Source organism: Sphingomonas sp. CFBP8993 (assembly GCF_034044895.1).
Taxonomy (GTDB): domain Bacteria; phylum Pseudomonadota; class Alphaproteobacteria; order Sphingomonadales; family Sphingomonadaceae; genus Sphingomonas.
The window spans coordinates 467,594-486,671 of record NZ_JAXCWU010000002.1 but is presented as its reverse complement, the minus strand read 5'-3'; the positions used below and the strand labels follow the sequence as shown (position 1 = coordinate 486,671).

20 protein-coding genes are annotated in these 19,078 nt (G+C 66.6%); 7 read left to right on the top strand and 13 right to left on the bottom strand.

The window, feature by feature from the left end; genetic code table 11:
* Positions 1-21: 21 nt before the first annotated feature.
* From sucD to phhA, 7 genes are all read right to left on the bottom strand, one after another.
* On the bottom strand, positions 22-906 hold the full coding sequence (sucD, locus tag SOM26_RS05425) for a succinate--CoA ligase subunit alpha (RefSeq protein WP_042484035.1): 885 nt from the start codon (positions 904-906) through the stop codon (positions 22-24).
* Between the two features lie 56 nt (positions 907-962).
* Positions 963-1,265: a GIY-YIG nuclease family protein gene (locus SOM26_RS05420; RefSeq protein WP_320451704.1), complete on the bottom strand. Its 303-nt coding sequence runs from the start codon at positions 1,263-1,265 to the stop codon at positions 963-965.
* A gap of 52 nt (positions 1,266-1,317) precedes the next feature.
* Positions 1,318-2,280 (bottom strand): malate dehydrogenase, encoded by a 963-nt coding sequence (gene mdh / locus SOM26_RS05415; protein ID WP_076717375.1) that lies wholly within the window; start codon positions 2,278-2,280, stop codon positions 1,318-1,320.
* Between the two features lie 132 nt (positions 2,281-2,412).
* Positions 2,413-3,525 carry a cell division protein ZapE gene (gene zapE, locus SOM26_RS05410; protein ID WP_320451703.1) on the bottom strand — a complete coding sequence of 371 codons (1,113 nt, stop codon included), beginning with the start codon at positions 3,523-3,525 and terminating at the stop codon, positions 2,413-2,415.
* Positions 3,526-3,738: 213 nt separating this feature from the next.
* Positions 3,739-4,518, bottom strand: a complete 780-nt coding sequence (locus SOM26_RS05405) for a succinate dehydrogenase iron-sulfur subunit (RefSeq protein WP_320451864.1) — start codon at positions 4,516-4,518, stop codon at positions 3,739-3,741.
* 110 nt (positions 4,519-4,628) lie between these two features.
* On the bottom strand, positions 4,629-5,204 hold the full coding sequence (locus SOM26_RS05400; protein WP_320451702.1) for an ATP-dependent Clp protease proteolytic subunit: 576 nt from the start codon (positions 5,202-5,204) through the stop codon (positions 4,629-4,631).
* A gap of 59 nt (positions 5,205-5,263) precedes the next feature.
* Positions 5,264-6,133 (bottom strand): phenylalanine 4-monooxygenase, encoded by an 870-nt coding sequence (gene phhA, locus SOM26_RS05395; RefSeq protein WP_320451701.1) that lies wholly within the window; start codon positions 6,131-6,133, stop codon positions 5,264-5,266.
* A 14-nt stretch (positions 6,134-6,147) separates the two neighbouring features.
* On the opposite strand from phhA, the gene SOM26_RS05390 reads away from it, so the two are divergent.
* Both SOM26_RS05390 and SOM26_RS05385 read left to right on the top strand, forming a co-directional pair.
* Positions 6,148-6,843 carry a TIGR02117 family protein gene (locus SOM26_RS05390; protein ID WP_320451700.1) on the top strand — a complete coding sequence of 232 codons (696 nt, stop codon included), beginning with the start codon at positions 6,148-6,150 and terminating at the stop codon, positions 6,841-6,843.
* Positions 6,804-7,544, top strand: a complete 741-nt coding sequence (locus SOM26_RS05385) for an alpha/beta hydrolase (RefSeq protein ID WP_320451699.1) — start codon at positions 6,804-6,806, stop codon at positions 7,542-7,544. Before SOM26_RS05390 ends, SOM26_RS05385 begins: the two co-directional genes overlap by 40 nt.
* On the opposite strand, the gene SOM26_RS05380 is transcribed toward SOM26_RS05385, so the two are convergent.
* Both SOM26_RS05380 and SOM26_RS05375 read right to left on the bottom strand, forming a co-directional pair.
* Positions 7,538-7,840 carry a hypothetical protein gene (locus tag SOM26_RS05380; protein ID WP_320451698.1) on the bottom strand — a complete coding sequence of 101 codons (303 nt, stop codon included), beginning with the start codon at positions 7,838-7,840 and terminating at the stop codon, positions 7,538-7,540. The genes SOM26_RS05385 and SOM26_RS05380 overlap by 7 nt on opposite strands.
* A gap of 16 nt (positions 7,841-7,856) precedes the next feature.
* Positions 7,857-8,870, bottom strand: coding sequence for a glycerophosphodiester phosphodiesterase (locus SOM26_RS05375; RefSeq protein WP_320451697.1), 1,014 nt, complete (start codon positions 8,868-8,870; stop codon positions 7,857-7,859).
* 113 nt (positions 8,871-8,983) lie between these two features.
* Between SOM26_RS05375 and SOM26_RS05370 the strand changes: the two genes are divergently transcribed.
* Genes SOM26_RS05370 through SOM26_RS05350 form a run of 5 tightly spaced genes read left to right on the top strand, consistent with a single transcriptional unit; the run spans position 8,984 to position 14,275 of the window.
* Positions 8,984-9,520 carry a 2Fe-2S iron-sulfur cluster-binding protein gene (locus SOM26_RS05370; RefSeq protein WP_320451696.1) on the top strand — a complete coding sequence of 179 codons (537 nt, stop codon included), beginning with the start codon at positions 8,984-8,986 and terminating at the stop codon, positions 9,518-9,520.
* Positions 9,517-10,500, top strand: a complete 984-nt coding sequence (locus SOM26_RS05365; RefSeq protein WP_320451695.1) for an FAD binding domain-containing protein — start codon at positions 9,517-9,519, stop codon at positions 10,498-10,500. The genes SOM26_RS05370 and SOM26_RS05365 overlap by 4 nt, the downstream gene beginning before the upstream one ends.
* Before the next feature lie 4 nt (positions 10,501-10,504).
* Positions 10,505-12,742 (top strand): xanthine dehydrogenase family protein molybdopterin-binding subunit, encoded by a 2,238-nt coding sequence (locus SOM26_RS05360; protein ID WP_320451694.1) that lies wholly within the window; start codon positions 10,505-10,507, stop codon positions 12,740-12,742.
* Positions 12,742-13,665 (top strand): XdhC family protein, encoded by a 924-nt coding sequence (locus SOM26_RS05355; RefSeq protein ID WP_320451693.1) that lies wholly within the window; start codon positions 12,742-12,744, stop codon positions 13,663-13,665. Before SOM26_RS05360 ends, SOM26_RS05355 begins: the two co-directional genes overlap by 1 nt.
* Positions 13,652-14,275, top strand: coding sequence for a nucleotidyltransferase family protein (locus SOM26_RS05350; RefSeq protein ID WP_320451692.1), 624 nt, complete (start codon positions 13,652-13,654; stop codon positions 14,273-14,275). The genes SOM26_RS05355 and SOM26_RS05350 overlap by 14 nt, the downstream gene beginning before the upstream one ends.
* Here the strand turns inward: SOM26_RS05350 and SOM26_RS05345 are convergent.
* Genes SOM26_RS05345 through SOM26_RS05330 form a run of 4 tightly spaced genes read right to left on the bottom strand, consistent with a single transcriptional unit; the run spans position 14,244 to position 19,069 of the window.
* Complete coding sequence (locus SOM26_RS05345; RefSeq protein ID WP_320451691.1) at positions 14,244-15,449, bottom strand: ABC transporter permease; 1,206 nt, start codon at positions 15,447-15,449, stop codon at positions 14,244-14,246. The genes SOM26_RS05350 and SOM26_RS05345 overlap by 32 nt on opposite strands.
* Complete coding sequence (locus SOM26_RS05340) at positions 15,449-16,195, bottom strand: ABC transporter ATP-binding protein (RefSeq protein ID WP_320451690.1); 747 nt, start codon at positions 16,193-16,195, stop codon at positions 15,449-15,451. Before SOM26_RS05340 ends, SOM26_RS05345 begins: the two co-directional genes overlap by 1 nt.
* On the bottom strand, positions 16,185-17,573 hold the full coding sequence (locus tag SOM26_RS05335; RefSeq protein WP_320451689.1) for an efflux RND transporter periplasmic adaptor subunit: 1,389 nt from the start codon (positions 17,571-17,573) through the stop codon (positions 16,185-16,187). Before SOM26_RS05335 ends, SOM26_RS05340 begins: the two co-directional genes overlap by 11 nt.
* Complete coding sequence (locus SOM26_RS05330) at positions 17,573-19,069, bottom strand: efflux transporter outer membrane subunit (protein WP_320451688.1); 1,497 nt, start codon at positions 19,067-19,069, stop codon at positions 17,573-17,575. The genes SOM26_RS05335 and SOM26_RS05330 overlap by 1 nt, the downstream gene beginning before the upstream one ends.
* Between the last annotated feature and the right edge of the window lie 9 nt (positions 19,070-19,078).

The window sequence follows — 19,078 nt, the reverse complement described above, 5'->3', positions numbered from 1 at the left end:
GCCGGGGTGACGCGATACGCCTTACTTGTTCAGCACCGACAACAGCGTCGAGCCAAGCTCCGACGGCGAAGCCGCGACCTTGATCCCGGCCGCTTCCATCGCCGCGATCTTGTCCTCGGCGCCGCCCTGGCCGCCCGACACGATCGCACCGGCATGGCCCATGCGACGGCCCGGAGGCGCGGTGCGGCCCGCGATGAAGCCGGCCATCGGCTTCGAACGGCCGCGCTTGGCTTCGTCACGCAGGAACTGCGCGGCTTCCTCTTCGGCCGAGCCGCCGATCTCGCCGATCATGATGATCGACTGGGTCTCGTCATCGGCCAGGAACAGCTCCAGCACGTCGATGAAGTTGGTGCCGTTGACGGGATCGCCGCCGATGCCGACCGCGGTCGTCTGGCCCAGGCCAGCGTTCGAGGTCTGGAACACCGCCTCATAGGTCAGCGTGCCCGAGCGCGACACGACGCCGACCGAGCCCTTCTTGAAGATCGAACCCGGCATGATGCCGATCTTGCACTCACCCGGCGTCAGGACGCCCGGGCAGTTCGGACCGATCAGGCGCGACTTCGAACCCGACAGGGCGCGCTTGACCTTGACCATGTCGAGGACCGGAATGCCTTCCGTGATCGCGACGATCAGCGGAATCTCGGCGTCGATCGCTTCCAGGATCGAGTCGGCCGCGAAGGGCGGCGGCACGTAGATGACCGATGCGTCGGCGCCCGTCTTCGACTTGGCTTCGGCGACGGTGTTGAAGACCGGCAGGCCGATATGCTCGGTGCCGCCCTTGCCCGGCGTCACGCCGCCGACCATCTGCGTGCCATAGGCCAGCGCCTGCTGGGTGTGGAACGTGCCGGTTTCACCCGTCATGCCCTGGGTGATGACCTTGGTGTTCTTGTTGACGAGGATGCTCATCCGTCGGTTCCGTCCTTGTCCGCCCCGGCGAAGGCCGGGGCCCAGTTGCGATACGGTTATGGTAGTGCGATGCGATCATACAGGTCTGCCCAATCGAGATTGAGCCCTTCGATCTCTCGCAGCTTCCAAAGCCGCTTCCAATTCTTCATTCGCAGTTCGCGTTGCCGCGCTGCTTCCCAGCTATCATGCACCTCGTACCAGACGAGCCGATGACAGTGGTTGTCCCGCGTAAACCCAGCGACCACGTCGGTACGGTGCTCCCACACCCGCCGTGGCAAGTTGGTCGTCGAGCCGATATAAATCGTCCCGTTGCGACCGCTGGCCATGATGTAGACGAAGGCTTGTGCTTCGATCACCATGACCAACCCAACTGGGCCCCGGCCTTCGCCGGGGCGGTGTTATTCCTTTAAATTACGCCAGCGACTCGTCGATGCCCTTGCAGGCCACGAGCAGTTCCTTGACCGCGTCGACCGAAACCTGAAGGTTCGCCTTCGCCTCGTCCGACAGCTTGACCTCGACGACCTTCTCGACGCCGTTCGCGCCGATCACGACGGGGACGCCGACGTACAGGTTGTCGATGCCATACTCACCCGACAGATGCGCGGCGGCAGGCAGGATGCGCTTCTGGTCGTACAGATACGCCTCGGCCATCGCGATACCGCTGGTGGCAGGCGCATAATAAGCCGAACCGGTCTTGAGCAGCGCGACGATCTCGCCGCCGCCGCCACGGGTGCGCTTGATGATCTCGTCGACCTTTTCCTTGGTCGAGAAGCCCATCTCGATCAGGTCGCTGACCGGGATGCCGCTGACGGTCGAATATTCCAGGACCGGGACCATGGTGTCGCCGTGGCCGCCGAGCACGAAGGTGTTCACGTCCTTCACCGACACGCCGAATTCCTCGGCGAGGAAGTGCGAGAAGCGGGCCGAGTCTAGCACGCCGGCCATGCCGACGACCTTGTTCGCAGGCAGACCAGAAAATTCGCGCAGCGCCCAGACCATCGCGTCGAGCGGGTTGGTGATGCAGATCACGAAGGCGTCGGGCGCGTTGGCGGCAATGCCCTCGCCGACCGCCTTCATCACCTTCAGGTTGATGCCGAGCAGGTCGTCGCGGCTCATGCCGGGCTTGCGCGCGACACCGGCGGTGACGATGATCACATCGGCGCCCGCGATATCGGCGTAGTCGTTGGAGCCCTTGATGTTCGCGTCGAAGCCTTCGACCGGGCCGCACTGCGACAGGTCGAGCGCCTTGCCCTGGGGCACACCCTCGACGACGTCGAACAGGACGATATCGCCCAGCCCCTTGAGCGCGGCGAGGTGCGCCAGCGTGCCGCCGATGTTACCGGCGCCAATCAGCGCGATCTTCTTGCGAGCCATTCCAATCCTACTCCGTAGTGGACGTACGTGATTGGTCACGCGGCCTACGCCCATTGCGGCGTCGGGGCAACCGTTATTCCACAGAGTTTAAGAATTTAAACGATAATGGTTCGCAAGTGCATTAAGCCACGATTAAGCCTCGTCCGAGCCATGCCCCTGCGCCAGATATTCCTCCGACCGCATCTCTTCCAACCGGCTGATCGTGCGTTCGAACTCGAACCGCCCGTCCCCGGTTTCATAGAGTTCGGCGGGCTGGGCGTCGGCTGCGGCGAGCAGCTTGACCTTGTGTTCGTAGAGCGCGTCGATCAGCTGGACGAAGCGCGCCGCCTCGTTGCGATTCTCCGGCCCCAGTTTGGGGATGCCGACCAGAATCACGGTATGGAAGCGCCGCGCGACGGCCAGATAATCCGCCGCCCCGCGCGCCTCGCCGCACAGCCGCTTGAACGAGAAGACCGCGACGCCCTTCAGGGCCTTGGGGACGTGCAGCACGCGGCCACCGACCTTCAGGTCCTCCGAGGGGACGTGCGCCGCATCCTCGACCGGATAGTCGGTCAGGCGGAAGAACGCCGCCGACAACGTCATCGTCGCCTTCGACCCGTTGGGCACCAGCCATGTGTCCAGCCGCCCCAGCCGGTCGCGCCGATAGTCGGTCGGCCCGTTGAGCGCCAAAATGTCCAGCCGCGCCTCGATGAGCGCGATGAAGGGCAGGAAATGCTCGCGGTTGAGCCCGTTCTTGTACAGGTCCTTGGGGGGCCGGTTGGAGGTGGTGACGATCGTCACCCCCGCCTCGATCAAGGCGGTGAACAGCCGCGACAGGATCATCGCGTCGGGGCTGTTCGTCACCATCATCTCGTCGAAGGCCAGCAGCCGGACTTCCTCGGCGAGCGCGGCGGCGACCGGGGCGATCGGGTCGCCCGCCTGCTTGGCGCGCTCGGTAGCGATGCGGGCGTGGACCTCCAGCATGAACTCGGCGAAATGGACCCTGCGCTTGGCCTGAACCGCGACTTGGGTAAAGAACAGGTCCATCAGCATCGACTTGCCGCGACCCACGTCTCCCCAAAGATAGACGCCCTTGGGGGCAGGCGCGCCCTTGCCGGTCAGGCGGGCAAGGAAGCCGGTCTTGCGCGGGGTTTCGAGTTCGGTTGCCAGTGCCTCGAGTCGGGCGGCGGCGGCGGCCTGTTCGGGATCGGGGCGGAGCTCTTCGGCGGCGACCAGGCGGCGATAGGCGTTCAGGATATCAGGCATGTTGGAGGGGATGTCTGCCCTACCCTGTCCGGCGTCAACCCCTGCCCTCACCCTTCCCACCCGCTTAAAGCGGGCGGGCCCCTTCCCTCTCCCGATGGGAGAGGGAGGGAGGTGCGTTGGCACCGGAAGGGTGAGGGCCGCTTGGCAGCGTCCTAAAAACAAAAAAGGGGGCCGTTTCTGACCCCCTTTCCGTTTCCATCGAAAGCAACCGAATCAGATGACCCGCTCGGCTTCCATCTTCTTGATCTCGGCGATCGCCTTGGCCGGGTTCAGGCCCTTGGGGCAGACATTCGCGCAGTTCATGATTGTGTGGCAACGATACAGGCGGAACGGATCCTCCAGCTCGTCCAGACGCTCGCCGGTCATCTCGTCACGGCTGTCGGCCAGCCAGCGATAGGCCTGGAGCAGGATCGCCGGGCCCAGGAATTTGTCGCTGTTCCACCAATAGCTGGGGCAGGACGTCGAGCAGCAGGCGCACAGGATACACTCGTACAGCCCGTCCAGCTTCGCGCGGTCGTCGGGCGACTGGAGCCGCTCCTTGCCCGAGGGGGCGGGCGACACGGTCTGCAGCCACGGCTTGATCGACGCGTACTGCGCGTAGAAGTGCGTGAAGTCGGGGACCAGGTCCTTGACCACGTCCATGTGCGGCAGCGGGGTGATCTGGACCGTGCCCTTCACATCCTCGATCGCGGTGGTGCAGGCCAGGCCGTTGCGGCCGTCGATGTTCATCGCGCACGATCCGCAAATACCCTCGCGGCACGAACGGCGGAAGGTCAGCGAGCTGTCCTGCTCCGCCTTCATCTTGATCAGCGCGTCGAGTACCATCGGACCGCATTCGTCCAGATCGATCTCGAACGTGTCGTAACGCGGGTTCTGGCCCGAATCAGGATCGTACCGATAGACCTTGAACTTTTTCAGGCGGCCTTGCGTGGTCGCCTGGTGCGCTTCGCCCTTCTTGATGACGCTGTTCTTCGGCAGGGCAAATTCGGCCATGGTCACTAACCCGCTGGATGGGCCGGCCCCGGGACCGGCAAAGAATTACCAGAGCCGATACATGACAGGACCGGATGTCGCAAATGTCTTGAAGCGATTTAGGCGCGTGCTCAGATCACATCAAGTACGAGGCCCAGATCGCGCGCCTCCTCGGCATCGATATACCAGTTGCTGACCGCCTTTTCGCGCAGGGTCTCGAACGAAACCTGCGATCCGTTGACGATGGCGCGGAAGCCCTCCTCCTGGATCAGGACCGACTGTTCGATTTCGTGCAGCTTGGCCTTCAGGATAGCGGGCAGGGTGGTGAGCGGACCGCTCAGGTCGATCGATCCCGACATCTGCCGCTCGTGCAGCATCAACCGGGTGCCGCGCGTCAGGAATCGACTCTCGACCGGGAAGGCCGACATGAACGTCGCGCCCGCCGAATAGACCGCGACCTTGCCCAGGAACAGCGTCTCGCGCCCCGTATAGTCACGCAGCAGGCGGATCGAGTCGCCCATGGCGCGCGCCATTTCCGGGTCACCGCCCAGCGTGGTGATCGACACGACCAGCGGGCCGTCGGCCGGTGCGGCGGCGAGCTGGTCCTTGAAACCCGCATGCATCACTTCGTCCACGGTGCCGTAGAGCTGGATATGCGGGCGGGCGAGCAGCGGGTAATTCACCGCGTTGTTGGGAAGATCGTGCATGACGCATGCGAACCGGGGGTGGGCGATAAGGTTCCGGTTCGAAGGCCCAGGGCGACCTCCTATCCGGCCTTCGCCTTGGCATATCCCTGCGTCCCCCGCGTCACCACATCGTCCCCCGCTTGGATCTCCGCCACCGGGATATCCGGCAACGCCTTGATCTCCTGATAGAGCGGCGCAAAGTCCGTCTCCAGCGTGGTGCGCAGCAATTCCTCGTAACTGGGGATCACGAAATAATTCTGCTGGAAATCGTCGATCCGGTATTCCGTCCGCATCACCCGCTTCAGGTCGAAGCCGATCCGGTTGGGGCTCGGGTCCTCCAGCGCGAAGCGGCTTTCCGAATAGCTCGACACGATGCCAGCGCCATAGATGCGCAGGTCGCCATCCTCGCGCACCAGCCCGAACTCGACCGTGTACCAGTAAAGCCGCCCCAGATATTTCAGCGCGTCCATGCCCAGCGCCCGCTGCCCGCCGCGCCCATAGGCGGCGAGGTAATCGGCGAAGACCGGATCGGCCAGCATCGGCACATGGCCGAACACGTCATGGAAGACGTCCGGCTCCTCCAGATAATCCAGCTGGTCGGGCCGCCGGATGAAATTGCCCGCGACGAAGCGGCGATTGGCCATATGGTCGAAGAACACATCATCGGGCACCAGCCCCGGCACCGCCACCACCTGCCACCCGGTCAGCTTCATCAGCCGCTCGGACAGTTCCTCGAAATCGGGAATACCCGGCCGCGACAGCTTGAGCACGTCGAGGCCGCGCAAATACGCCTCCGACGCGCGGCCCGGCAGCAGCTTGGATTGGCGCGCGAACAGCGTATCCCAGGTCGCATGTTCCTCGACCGTGTAATGCTCCCACCCCTGCGGAATGGTCCAGTCGGCCCCTGCCCCTTCGGGCGGGGCGGCGAGAACATGGGTATCCTGTGCCATGCGCGAAGCCTATCATGAAGATGGTGACAAATGAAACCATAGCGTGGCGACGGCTGGGGCGCGTTGCAAGGGGGATGCTGGCTGCGATCGGCCTGATCCTGTTCGGTTATTTCACTCTGGGGCTGGCGCTGGGCATGATAGCGCGGGCGACCGCGTCGATGCCCGCGGCGGGCGCGGATGCCGTCACCATCTTCGTCGAGTCGAGCGCGGTCCACACCGCGATCATCGTGCCGAAGCAGGCGGCGGGCGTGGACTGGCGCGACTGGGCACCGCCGCAGGACCTGCGCGACCCACGCTATGCGGGCTTTCCCTTCCTCGCCATCGGCTGGGGCGAGGCGGGTTTCTTTCGCGAGACGCCGCATTGGCGCGACGTTAAGCCCGGCACGATCGTGCACGCGGCGCTGGGCAGCAACCGGACGCTGATCCATGTCGACCACCTGCCGCTGCCGCGTGCCAATGGTGACGATGTCCGCATGATCCAGCTGTCGCCTCAGGCCTATCGCAAGCTGGTCGGCTTTATCCAGGCAAGCTGGAAACGCGGCGGGCCGCATGGTCCGGGTTATGACGTGTACGACGCCTTTTACGAGGCAAGGGGGCGCTACAGCGCCGCGCATACCTGCAACAACTGGACCGGCGATGCGCTGGCGGCGGCGGGGGTGCGGATGGGCTGGTGGACGCCCTTTCCATGGACGGTGATGCGGTGGCTATGACCCCGCCGCCGTCGAAAGCGCTCTGGGCCGCCGAATTGCCGCGCGCCTTGTGGATGGGTGCGACCTGGTGGCGGCACCGAGCCGAGCTGGATGCCGCGCCGCGCGGCGACGGGCGGGCGCTGATGGTGCTGCCCGGCCTGGTCAACAGCGACCGGGCGACGGTCGTCCTGCGCCGATACCTGACCGGCAAGGGCTACCGGGTGCATGGCTGGGGACTGGGCCGCAATCTGGGCATTCGCAGCGTCGGGCGAGAGGCCAAGCGATTGATCGCACGGCTGGAGTCGCTGGCCGATACCGGCCCGGTGACGTTGATCGGCATCAGCCTGGGCGGGATCATCGCCCGGATGGTGGCGCAGGCCCGGCCGGATCTGATCGCGGGGGTCATCACGATCGCTTCGCCCTATGCGGGCCCGGCGCGAGCGACCAATGTCTGGCGCGCCTTCGAGCATCTGACCGGCGAGCGGGTGGACGATCCGGCGGTGATCGCCCGATCGGCGGTGATCGCGGGGCCGCTCCCCTGCCCCTCGGCCGCGATCTGGAGCCGGAGCGACGGGCTGGTTGCCGGGATCATCTGTCGCGACGATGCGACCCCGGCGGTCGAGGTCCGCTCCAGCCATTTATGGGTGCAGCACCGGCCGCAGGTGCTGGCGGCGGTGGCGACCATCCTCGCCGGATGGCCGCCCCCGGTCAGCGATCAGTAACCGGCGCGATAGCCGTCATAGCCCTGCTGGCTGGGCTGGCCCTGCTGCTGGCACTGTTCGGGATGCTTGCGGCACTGCTTCTCATACTCGCGGCGCGCGCGGCCTTCCTTGGCCTCCTGCTTGCGCATCTTGCGGCCGTAATTGCGATCCGCCTCCGACTGGCTGGTCGTCGTCCAGTCGACGACCTGCCCCGCCGCCTGGAACGGTGCCTTCACGACACTGGCCACCGTCTTGACGCAGCCTCCGGTGGTCAGCGGCAAGGCCAGGACGGCGAGTTTCAGGACGAGGTTACGCATGGTCGTTGGGGTTCTTTCAGCGGGCGCGCAAAAAAGCGTTGCGCGTTTCTACCCCGATTTGCGGGAAATCGGTGAAGAAACCGTCGATGCCCTGGCCCAGCGCGGCGCGGATTTCGCCCGCCACATCGCCATGCGCCTTGGCATCCGAACCCTTGCGGAAAGCCGCCCGCACGAACTGGTTCTCCGCGCGATAGGTCCAGGGGTGGACCCGCAGGCCCGCGGCATGGGCATCCGCGACCAGCGTCGAGGGCGCATCACCCTTCCACAACATCGCCTTGTCCGGCCCAATCCCCCAGGCATAGGTCGCGACCTGCTTCATCCCCTGGGGCGTCATCATCGCGGCGTAGGTCGGCGCGGCGCCGTCGGCCGGACCGCCCTCGCCCGCGACCAGCTGGATCAGGCGGATGCCGGTCATCGTCTTCAGATGTTGCAGGTTCTTCACCTCGAACGACTGGATGAACACCGGCGCGTCCGCCGTCTTCCACCCGGCCTTGTCGAGCGCGGCGACCAGCGGCGCGTCGGTGCCCTTGCCGATCGATGCGAAATAGGTCGGATGCTTGGTCTCGGGATAGATGGAGATGGTCCGCCCCGTCTCCTTCGACCGCTGCTTGGCGAGCGCGATGATCTCCTCCAGCGTCGGGATCTGGAATTGCCCGTCATAGGCGGTCGAGCGCAGCTGCGGCAGGCGTTCGCGGGCGCGCAGGCTCTTCAGCTCGGCCAGGGTGAAGTCCTCGGTGAACCAGCCGGTTTCGGTCTGGCCGTCGATGACCTTGGTCGCCTTGCGATCGGCGAATTCGGGATGGGCCGCGACATCGGTGGTGCCGGAAATCTCGTTCTCGTGCCGCGCGACCAGATGGCCGTCCTTCGTCGGCACCAGATCGGGTTCGATCACGTCCGCGCCCTCGCGGATCGCGAGATCATAGGCGGCCAGCGTATGTTCGGGACGCTCCCCGCTCGCCCCGCGATGCGCGATGACGATCGGCGACGAAAGCGAGGGCGAGGATAACGGCGTATTGGGTTCGGCGGACATGGCCTCAGACTGCCCCAAGACCAGCGAGACGGCAATGAGAGTGGTTCGCAACGGGAAACGTGCGCAAGTCATGGCGTTTGTTCATCCAACTGTAATCCCAAAGGGATGGCGCGATGCATTTCACAATCAATGGTCAATCGCATGACATCGAGGTCGATGTTCGCACCTCTTTGCTCGATCTCTGTCGCGAGCATCTGGGCCTGACCGGCTCCAAGAAGGGCTGTGACCACGGCCAGTGCGGCGCGTGCACGATGCTGGTCAACGGCCGCCGGGTGAACAGCTGCCTGACGCTGGCGGTAATGCACCAGGATGACGAGATCACGACGATCGAGGGGCTGGGCCAGCCCGGCAACCTCCATCCGTTGCAGGACGCATTCGTGCGGCATGACGGCTTTCAATGCGGCTATTGCACGCCGGGCCAGATCTGCTCGGCCGTCGGGATGCTCGACGAGGTGAAGAAGGGCTGGCCCAGCCATGTCACCGAAGACCTGGGCGCGGCCGAACTGACGGTCGAGGAAATCTCAGAGCGGATGAGCGGCAATCTGTGCCGCTGCGCCGCCTATCCCAATATCGTCGACGCGATCCGCGACGTGGCGGGACAGGGCGACCGCAATCCCAATGAACAGGTCGGCCGGGAGGTCGCGGCATGAAGACGTTCGATTATGCCCGCGCCGATTCGGTCGCCACCGCCACCCGCGACGGGGCAGCGCCCGGCGCGCGCTTCATCGCGGGCGGCACCAACCTGCTCGACCTGATGAAATTGCAGGTCGAGACGCCCGAGACGCTGATCGACATCAGCCGCCTGCCGCTAACCGAGATCGAGGAGCGCGAGGATGGCGGCCTGACCATCGGCGCGCTGGTGCCCAATAGCGACCTCGCCGCCGATGCGCGTGTGATCGAGCGTTATCCGGTCCTGTCGCGCGCGTTGCTGGCGGGTGCTTCGGGGCAGTTGCGCAACAAGGCGTCGACCGGCGGCAACCTGCTCCAGCGGACGCGCTGCTATTATTTCTACGACCCTGCCACCCCCTGCAACAAGCGCGAGCCGGGCAGCGGCTGTTCCGCGATCGGCGTCGAGAATCGCATCCTGGCGATCCTCGGCACCTCGGACCAGTGCATCGCCACCCATCCCAGCGACATGGCGGTGGCCATGCGCGCGCTGGAGGCGGTGATCATCACCCAGAAGCCCGACGGCGATCGACGCCGGATCGCGATCGGCGAATTCTACCGCCTGCCGGGTAGCACCCCCGAAATCGAGAACGTCCTAGAACCGGGCGAATTGATCACCCATGTCGAACTGCCGCCCGCGCCCGAAGGTCGCCAGACCTATCGCAAGGTCCGCGACCGTGCCTCCTATGCCTTCGCGCTGATCTCGATCGCCGGGATCATCGCGGTGGAGGGCGGCAGGATCACCTCGGCGCGCCTCGCCTTTGGTGGGCTAGGGCCGATGCCGTGGCGAGACGAGGCGGCGGAGGCCGCGCTGGTCGGGCAGGAGGCGACCGATGCCGCCTTCAACGCCGCCGCCGATGCGCTGCTCGCCAACGCCAAGGGCCATGGCTCGAACGACTTCAAGATCCCGCTGACGCGCCGCACATTGATCGCGACGCTCCGTGAACTGACGCAGGAGGGCTGATCCCATGTTCGGATTCGGCAAGGACGACACGCATTCGCTGACCATGAATCAGCCGCACCCCGACAGCCTACTCGACACGGGCGTGCAGGGGGTGATCTCCAAACCGCTCGACCGGGTGGACGGGCCGAAAAAGGTGACGGGCACCGCCACCTATGCCGCCGAGTACGCCATCGAGAACCTCGCCCACGGGGTTCTGGTCAGCGCGACCACGGGCCATGCCAAGATCAAGTCGATCGACGCCGATGCGGTGAAGGCGATCCCCGGCGTGATCGACGTCATCACCGATTATGCCACCTTCCTGCGCAACCCGCAGCAGGGCGGCGAGACCGGTGCCCCGACCCAGGGCGTGAAGCAGGTCGACTATTTCGGCGAGATCATCGCGATCGTCGTTGCCGAGAGCTTCGAGGTCGCGCGCGACGCAGCCAAGCGGCTGAAGGTCGAGTATGAGCCACTCGACGGCACCTTCGATTACGAGGCCAATCGCGACAAGGCCGAACCCGCGCCCGACGGCCTGATCAAGGGTCATTATGACCAGGGCGATTTCGACCAGGCGTTCGAGAATGCGCCGGTCAAGATCGACGTGACCTACACCACCCCCAGCCAGAATTCGGCGGCGATGGAGCCGCATGCCTCGATCGCGGTGTGGGAAGACGGTGCCCTGACGCTGTACGGCGCCTATCAGATGCCGACTTCGGACGCGCAACAGCTCGCCAAGTCGCTGGGCGTGTCCTCGTCCAAGGTGCGGATCATCGCACGCTATATCGGCGGTGGCTTCGGATCGAAGCTGGGCATCGCGCCCGAAAGCGTCGCCGCCGCCATCGCCGCCAAGCGGCTGGACCGCCCCGTCAAGGCCGTCATGCTGCGCCAGCAGGTGTTCGACGCCACCGTTCGCCGCTCCAACACCGAACAGCGGATGCGCCTGGGCGCGGAAGCGGGCGGACGGATCGTCGCGCTGGGCCAGGAGTCGCTCACCTCCAACCTGCCGGGCGAGGCTTATTTCGAGCCTGTCGGGATCGGCACCCATTTCCTCTATGCGGGCGAGAACCGGCGGATCAACCATGACATCGTGCCGATGAACTGGCTGCTTTCCGGCTCGATGCGCGCGCCGGGCGAGGCGGTGGGCATGATCGGCATGGAATGCGCCATGGACGAACTGGCCGAGGCGATCGGCATGGACCCGATCGCCTTGCGCAAGGTCAACGATCCCGAACAGGATCCCGAACTCAAGGTCCCCTATTCCTCGCGCCAGCTCACCCGCTCGCTGGAAGAGGGTGCGAAGCATTTTGGCTGGGACCAGCGCCAGGCACCGGGCCAGCGGCGTGAAGGCGACTGGCTGATCGGCATGGGCGTCGCTGCCGCCTGCCGATCGAACCAGTTGCAGCAGTCGGCGGCCAAGGTCGAGCTGCACCCCAACGGCACGGCCACCGTGTCCTCGGCGATGACCGATATCGGCACGGGCAGCTATACGATCATGGCGCAGATCGCCGCCGAGATTCTGGGTCTGCCGGTCGAGCGGGTGACGATGGCGCTGGGCGACACCAACGATCCGCCTGCGGCCGGTTCGGGTGGGTCGTGGGGCGCGGCTTCGGCGGGCTCGGCGGTATACCTCGCCGCCGAACGCGTGCGCGAGAAGCTGGCCAAGGCGATGGGCGTCGAAGCCGATGGCCTCACCCTGAAGGACGGCATGGCGATCGGCGACAATCGCTCGGTGCCGATCGGCGAGTTGGTCGGCGACAAACCCCTGTCCGCGATCGGTGAGATCAAGCCGGGTGCGCAGGAAAAGCAGTATAGCCAAGCAGGCTATGGCGCGCATTTCGCCGAGGTCGGGGTGAATGTCGTCACCGGCGAGGTGCGCGTCCGGCGGATGCTGGGCGTGTTCGCGGCGGGGCGTGTGCTCAACGCCAAGACCGCGCGCTCGCAGTGCCTGGGCGGGATGACCTTCGGCATCGGCACCGCGCTGACCGAGGATCTGATCCACGACCCGCGCACCGGCAAGCTGGTGAACCACGACCTCGCCGAATATCACGTGCCGGTGAACGCCGACGTGCCGCAGCTGGAGGTCCATTTCCTCGACGAGCGGGACATCCATGCCAATCCGATCCACGCCAAGGGGATCGGTGAGCTGGGCATTTCCGGCGCGGCTCCGGCGGTGGTCAATGCCATCTACAACGCCACCGGCGTGCGGGTACGCGAGATGCCGGTAACGCTCGACAAGCTGCTCGATCACTTGCCCGCGCTTTGATGAGCGACAATGATCGGATTCTAGCCGCCGCGCAGGAATGGCGTGGGCAGAAGATGGCGATCGCGACCGTGGTGTCGACCTGGGGGTCGGCACCGCGTCCGCGTGGCAGCCACATGCTGGTCCACGCCGATGGCCGGTTCGAAGGGTCGGTGTCGGGCGGTTGCGTCGAGAACGACATCCTCCACACCGCCGCCGAGGTGATCGGCGGCGCGCCCTTCCAGCTCAAGCGTTACGGCGTCGCCGACGCCTCGGCCTGGGAAGTCGGCCTTCCCTGTGGCGGCGAGATCGCGGTGATGGTGCAACCGGTGTCGGCGGACGGGTTCGACCCCGAACTGTTCGACCGGATCGCCGAGGCGCGTGACGCAGGCCAGTCGCTGACCGTCACCACCGAACTGGCGACCGGCCATGCGGATTTGCGCCCGGTCGAAACCGGCGAGGTCTTCGCCAACCGCTACGACCCGCCGCGCCGGTTGCTGATCGTCGGCGCGGTGCAGATCGCGCAGAGCCTGGCGCAGCTGGCGCAGACATTGGGCATCGCCACCACCGTCATCGACCCACGCGCGCGCTTCCTGACCGAGGAACGCTTCCCCGGCGTGACGCTTGACGATCGCTGGCCGGACGAGGCGGTTGCCGCCTATCGCCCCGGCCCTGCGACCGCCGTCGTGACGCTGAGCCACGACACCAAGATCGACGACCCCGCGCTGGTCGCCGCGCTCGCCACCGACGCGGCCTATATCGGCGCACTCGGCAGTCGGCGCAGCCATGCCGCGCGGCGGGAGCGTCTGGCGGCGATGGGCGTTTCCTCGCAAGCGATCGACCGGATCGATGGCCCCGTCGGGCTCGACATCGGGGCGATCGGCCCGTCCGAGATCGCGCTGTCGATCGCGGCGGCGATGATAGGAGCCTTTCATGATCGACGCTGAAGATGTGGTCCTGGTCCTGCTGGCGGCGGGCCAGTCGAGCCGGTTCGGGGTGGAGAACAAGCTGGAGGTCGAGTTTCTCGGCAAGCCGGTCGGCTATCACGTCACCACCGCGCTGGAGAGCATCCCCTTTGCCAACCGCATCGTGGTGACCGACGGATGCCAGCTCGACTTCGCGTCACGCGGCTATCACGTCATCCACAATGACGAGATCGCCAAGGGCATGTCGCATTCGCTGCATCTGGGCATTCGCGAGGCCATGAAGACTTCGCCCAAGGCGATCTTGATCGCGCTGGCCGACATGCCGCGCGTGACGGCGGCGCATATCCACCGCCTGTTCGACGCCTTTGAGGGGCCGGACTCGGTGGTCGTGTCGAGCAATGGCGAACACCCCACCCCGCCGGGCGTCTTCGGATCGGGCCGGTTCGACGACCTCCTGAAGCTGGAAGGCGACGAGGGCGGGCGCAAGCTGGTCGCGGGCGGACGCCATGTCGTCACCGCCCCCGCCGAGCTGATCGACATCGACACGCCCGAGGATCTGGAACGCCTGCGCCAGCTGGTCCACGCCCCCGAACGCACGATCACTCGTGCCGTAGCGCGTCAATCGGATTGAGCGCCGCGGCGCGGCGCGCCGGGAAGTAACCGAACACCACCCCGATCACCGCCGAGATCGCAAAGGCGATGATGTTTATCTGAAGGTCGAAGGTCCACGGCACCTGCATTACCGGCACCAGCAGCGCGATGATCGCCTGCGCCAGGATCAGGCCGATGATCCCGCCCAGGCAGGACAGCACGACCGCCTCGACCAGGAACTGCATCAGCACCTCGCGCGCGACCGCACCGATCGCCAGGCGGATGCCGATCTCGCGCGTCCGCTCGGTCACCGACACCAGCATGATGTTCATGATGCCGATGCCGCCGACCACCAGGCTGATCGCGGCCACCGCCGCGACGATGCGGGTCAGCATGGTCGTCGTGCTGGTCAGCGTGTCGCTGATCTGCTTGGTGTCGAAGATGTTGAAGTCCTCGGCCTTGTCGCCGGTGATGTTGCGCCGTTCGCGCAGCAGATCGGTCAGCGAGGCCTGGACCGCGTTCGTTGAATAGGCCTGGTCCACGCCGACCAGCATCAGGCGGATGTCGCGATTGCCGGTGAAGCGTCGCTGCACCGCCTTGATCGGCATCAGCACCACGTCGTCCTGATCGCCGAACCCGCCCTGCCCGCGCGTCGTCAGCACGCCCACCACGTCGCAACTGATCGCGCCGATCCGGAATCGCTTGCCGACCGCGTCGGTGCTGGGGAACAGGTTCTTTCGCACGGTATTGCCGATGATGCACACCGCCTTGCCCGCCGCCTGTTCGGCCGGGGTCCATAGCCGCCCCGAGGCCAGCGGCCAGGGCTGGACGGTGAAATAGGCCAGCGTCGTACCGGTGACCGTCGTCGACCAGTTGGCGCCTTCGTAGATCGCCGTCGCGGTCGACTGTGCCTGGGGCGCGACCGCGGTGACGCCCGCGATCTGCTCGGCGATGGCCGACACGTCCTCGAGCTTGAAGTCGGGCGGACGCGGGCCGCCGCCGCCACGCCCGAAGCCCTGGCCCGGCCGCACCTGAAGGATGTTGGTGCCCAGCGACGAAATCGACTGCTGCACGGCCGCCGTCGTCGCCTTGCCCAGCGTGACCATGGTCACGACCGCGCCGACGCCGATGATGATGCCCAGCGTCGTCAGGAACGAGCGCAGCACATGCCGCCGGATCGAGCGGATGGCGAGGATGAGCGTGGAGCCGAACATCAAATACCATCTCTGTCAAACGGGACCATTTCCGGCACCACGCCCGGCCGGTGCTGCGCCTCGATCCGATCGACCAGCCCGTCCTTGAAGTGGATGACGGTGCGCGCGAAGGCCGCCATGTCGGGTTCGTGGGTGACCATTAGGACGGTGATGTTGCTGTCGCGATTGAGCCCGGTCAGCAGCTCCATGATCTCCACCGAGCGTTCCGAATCGAGATTGCCGGTCGGTTCGTCGGCCAGCAGCACGTCGGGGCTGGTGACGATGGCGCGCGCGATCGCCACGCGCTGCTGCTGCCCGCCCGACAGTTCGGCGGGCGTATGGTCCCACCATTTGTCGAGTCCGACTTTCTCCAGCGCCGCCATGCCCAGGTCGCGCCGCGTCTTCTTGTCCTCGCCGCGATAGAGCAGCGGCAGTTCGACATTCTCGAGCGCGGTGGTGCGCGACAACAGGTTGAACCCCTGGAACACGAAGCCCAGATAGCGCCGCCGCAGCATCGCGCGCTGGTCGCGGTCCAGCGTCTCGACCGGATGCCCGCGAAACAGGAAGTGGCCGCCGCTTGGCACGTCCAGGCAGCCCAGGATGTTCATCGTCGTCGACTTGCCCGAACCCGACGGGCCCATCACGGCGACGAAGTCCCCGGCGGCGATGTCCAGGTCGACGCCCTTCAGCGCCTGGAACTGGGTCGCCCCCATGCCATAGGTCTTGGTGACGCCGCGCAAGCTGATCAGGGGCGCATCAGCGGCCACCGCCTGCTCCCTGACCGCCGCCGGTACGACCCTGGCGACCCTGGCCGCCGCCCGAGCGTGCTTGCTCGCCCGCCGCCAGCTGGCCGGTGATGACCTGCATCCCCGGCTTCAGCCCGCCCGACAGCACCTCGGTCATCGACCCGTTGGTGTCGCCCGTCACGATCTGGACCGGCTGCGGCTTGCCGTCGGCGCCGCGCACATAGACGGTCTGCGTCGCGCCGCGCTGCACCGTCGCGGTGCGGGCCGCACGATCGCGGCGCGGGCGGAAGGTCAGCGACCCCGCAATGCCGCCGCCACCCTGGGCCGCGCCGTCGGACGGCTGGAACCGCAGCGCGGCATTGGGGAGCAGCATGACGCCGCGCTTGTCCGAGGTCACGATATCGGCGGTCGCGGTCATGCCGGGCCGCAACTGCAGATCGGGGTTCGCCACGGTCAGGTCGGCGGCATAGCTGACCACCTGCCCGGTCGACGCGGTCGCGCTGGCGGTCGAGGAGGTGGACGAGGTCGCGGCACTGACCGTCAGGTTAGAGCCAAGGTCGACGCGGGTGATCGTCGCCGGGAAGGTCCGCCCCGGAAAGGCGTCGACGGTGAAATTGGCCTTTTGCCCGACCTTGACCTCGCCGACATCGGCCTCGTCGATCGCGACCTCCAGCTTCATCTTGGTCAGGTCTTCGGCGATGACGAACAGGGTCGGCGTGTTGAACGACGCCGCGACCGTCTGGCCCGGATCGACCTGGCGCGCCAGCACCACGCCGGAGACGGGCGAGCGGATGATCGCGCGCTGGCGCTGGGTCTGCGACTGGGCCAGCTGCGCGCGGGCGGCGGCGACGTTCGCTTCTGCCACGCGCTGCGCCGCGATCGCGCGCTGCGCATCGGCGCGGCCCGCCTGCAGCTCGGTGGCCGACGGCACCCGGCCGTTCGACAGCTTATAGACCTGTTCCAACCGGGCGAGCTGCGCCTGCGACTCCGCCACCGTCGCACGCGCCTGCGCCACCTGTGCGGTGTTGGCGGCCAGCGTCGCCTGTGCGGCGCGGATCTGGTCGTCGATCTGTTCCGGGTCGATCAGCGCCAGCGCCTCGCCCGCCTGCACCCGGTCGTTCACATCGACTACGACCTTCGTCACCAGGCCCGACAGCTGTGAGCCGACCGTCACCTGGTTGGTCGGGGCCAGCTTGCCGGTGGCCGACACGGTGACGGTCAGGTCGCCGCGCGTCACCGGTGCGGTGGCGAACTCGGCGTCCTTGGTGCCGCCGAAACAGCTTTTGAGCAGCAGCGCGAGCAGCACGACGCCGAGGATCACGACGCCCCACTGCACCCATTTGCGCCATCGCGGCTGTGGCTTGACGCCCAGGAAATCGTCGAGAGTCTGGTCGGCCATCAGCGGTTATCCGGGGTTGTCGCGCGAGGCGTTGCTTGGGGCGGGGCTTGGAGCGAGGCTTTAGGTATGGTGGTGTCGTCCCATCCGCCGCCGAGTGCGGCGAACAGCTGGACCTGCGCGGTCGCGGCGTCGGAGCGGGCCTGCACCAATCCGTTCTGCGCGCTGAGCAGCGCGGCCTCCTGTTGCGACAGGGTGATGAAGTCGGTCAGGCCGGTGCGATACTGGCTACGCGCCAGGATCGCCGAATTGCGCGCGGCATCAAGCTGGATGGCGAACTGCCGTTCGCGCGCGCGGGCGGTGTTGAGCGCGACGATGGCGTTCTCGACATCCTCCAGCGCGAGCAGCACGGTGCCCTGATAGGCGGCATAGGACTGGTCGGTGAGCGCCTGCGCATTGCGAACCTGCGAGCGCAGCCTGCCGCCGTTGAAGATCGCCTGGGTCAGTCCGGCGAACAGGCTGCCGGTGATGGCGTTGCCGAGCGACCCCAGGCTGGTCGCCGCGGTGTTGATGTTCCCCGAAATGGCCAGCGCCGGATACAGCGCCGCCTGGGCCACGCCGATCCGAGCCGTTGCCGCAGCCAGATTGCGCTCGGCCGCGCGCACGTCCGGACGACGGCGCAGGATGTCGGCCGGAATGCCGGCACCGATGACCGCAGGACCCTGCGGGATCGGCCGCACCGCCGCCAGCCGCGCCTTGACCGCACCGGGCGCCTGGCCGGTCAGCACGCCCAGCCGCGAGACGGCGGCATTATATTGCTGCTCGATCGAGGGGATGGTCGCGGCGGTCTGCGCCCGCTGGCCGCGTGCCTGTTCGGCATCGAGCGAGGAGACCAAGCCCGCCTGCACCCGGAACCCCGCAATTTCCAGATTGTCGTCCTGCAGGCCCAGGCTGGCCTGCGCATTGGCGAACTGCGCCTGATAGGCGCGGGCCAGGACGTAATTGCGCGCCAACTCGCTTTCGACGGTCAGCAGCGTCGCGGCATAGCTGAACCCCGCGCCCTCATAAGTGGCGCGCGTCGCCTCGACGGTCCGGCGCACCTCGCCGAACAGCCCGACCTGATAGCTGGCCGAAAGCCCCACGGTGAAGCTGTTGCTGCCGCCCGCGCCGGTATCGACGACCGTGCCGTCAGGCAGGGTGAAGCTGCGTCCGCCGCCACGCAGATTCTCGTTGCGCTGATAGCCGGTCGAACCCGACACCGTGGGCAGCAGCGACGCGCGGCTCTGGATCAGGCTTTCGCGCGCCTGGCGCAGCCGGGCGACCGCCTGGACCACATCGGTGTTGGCGACGACCGCCTGCTCGACCAGTTCGGCCAGCAGCGGATCGTTGAACGATCGCCACCACCGGCTGAGGTCCTGCGCCTGCGCATTGGCGGCGGGCACCGACCATGTCGCGGGCACCCCCAGCGCGTTCGGCGCAGCGGGATGGTAATCGGGTCCGACCGTACAGCCGGACAGGACGGCGGGGCCCAGGAGAAGGACGCGGGCGCGAGGCTTCATGGCCTGGAA